General features: G+C 52.5%; 1 protein-coding gene and 1 pseudogene. Both read right to left on the bottom strand.

Annotated elements, in window-relative coordinates:
- Nucleotides 1–157: 157 nt before the first annotated feature.
- Nucleotides 158–430 (bottom strand): integrase core domain-containing protein, encoded by a 273-nt coding sequence (locus tag HMPREF2924_RS36900; protein ID WP_322973026.1) that lies wholly within the window; start codon nt 428–430, stop codon nt 158–160.
- Between the two features lie 105 nt (nt 431–535).
- Nucleotides 536–1,105, bottom strand: a pseudogene (locus HMPREF2924_RS36895) (IS5 family transposase); the annotation flags it as partial.
- Nucleotides 1,106–1,681: the final 576 nt, after the last annotated feature.

Below are 1,681 nucleotides of genomic sequence, written 5' to 3'. Positions count from 1 at the left end.
ATCATTGATGCAGGGGATGGGCGTTTCATGAGGGTCCTCGCACGAAGCTGGGGACAACCTCTCAAATGGACAACGTTGATGCAGTAGGAAATACTCGGTAGGAGGGGGAGGGATTTTCTTTCGGATTGCTGACCTGCCCCAGTTTTAGTACCTCTGCCTAGTTAGTAGGCTCTGGGGTTGAGATCAATTTTTCCTGCTTCAGTTGCTGCTGGTGAGTTCGCCAACTTGCAGCAAATTCTGCCGGGGTGAGATTGCCAATGGTGCTGTGCGGTCGGTGCTCGTTGTAATCCCACCGGCAGGCCGTGATCTGGACTCTCGCTTCGGCCTGCGAGTAGAACCAGTGCTCATTGAGGCATTCGTCCCAGAACTTGCCGTTAAATGACTCGATGAAGGCATTCTGCGTGGGCTTGCCAGGCTGAATCAGCTTCAGCTTGATGTCGCGCTGATACGCACACTGATCAAGCGCCTTGCCGGTGAATACGGGGCCTTGGTCCGTGCGGGTCGCCTGTGGGTAGCCGCGAACTGCATGCTCTGGACGCTTTTCAACCCCGTAGCCCGCATCCGTACAAACTACGTTCCGTCGCCGTGCAGCAATTTGTCGGCCGGAGTAACGTCCACAACGTTGCCCGCCGTACCCACTACGCTGTGCACCACCAGACGCGTCATCCACACCGATATGCGCCTTCATGCCGAAGTAGTACTGGTTACCCTTCTTGGTCTGGTGCATTTCTGGATCGAGCTTGCCATCCTTGTTCTTGGCTGAACTCGGCGTATGGATCAGCGTGGCATCGACAATGGCGCCCTCCCGCAGCGACAAGCCACGATCCCCCAGATAGCCATTGATCATCGCCAGAACTCCAGCCGTCAACTCGTGCTGCTCCAGCAGCCGGAGGAAGTTGAGGATGGTGGTTTCGTTCGGAATGCGCTCCAGGCTCAAGCCGGTGAACTGGCGCAAGATGGTTGTCTCATACAGGGCTTCCTCCATCGTCGGATCGCTGTAGCTGAACCAGTTCTGTATCAGGTGCACGTGCAGCATCGCCATCAACGGGTAAGCTGGGCGACCGCCTTCACCCTTCGGGTAGTGCGGCTGGATCAGGGCAACCAAACCCTTCTACAGCACCTCCTGATCTATCTCGATCGGGAACAGTTCCTTGCGGGTCTGCTTGCACTTGCCGGCGCACTCGGCGTCGGAGAAGGTCATCTGCTTCATTGGAATACGCGGGCAATGGGATCGGCGTATTTCACCAGATTCTGAGCGTACTGGAAGGCCTTCGTGAGAGGATTACTGCAAACTTTGATATTTCTGACAGAGGGATTCTACGAGAAAGTTAATATTTAACATGGTTTATATGTTTTTGATCTCTATTCTGGCTTTGTATTGATTTATATTGTTGTGATATCGCTGTGTAGATGTCTGGGGTGATACTTTTCTTGCGTGAGTGCTTGGTAAACGAGCAATTATTTAGTTTTATTGCACTTTGTTTTTCCTGTTTTTCGAGGTTGCTCTGTTTGATTTTTTAATCGGAATTCAGAATTCCATTTTTAATATTAATCTTAGGCCTCGTGCCGGCTATAGTTACCAGCGAGACTTCCAATTCTATAGGTGGAAAATGTCAACAGGAGTACGTTTGACCACTGCCGCCGGGGCTCCGGTGGTCGATAACCAGAACGTGCAGACCGC

This window comes from Pseudomonas sp. HMSC063H08, from assembly GCF_001813645.1.
GTDB classification, from domain to species: Bacteria; Pseudomonadota; Gammaproteobacteria; order Pseudomonadales; family Pseudomonadaceae; genus Pseudomonas; species Pseudomonas aeruginosa.
Note: the sequence above shows the minus strand (reverse complement) of the source record. Positions and strands in the feature narration are given on the sequence as shown.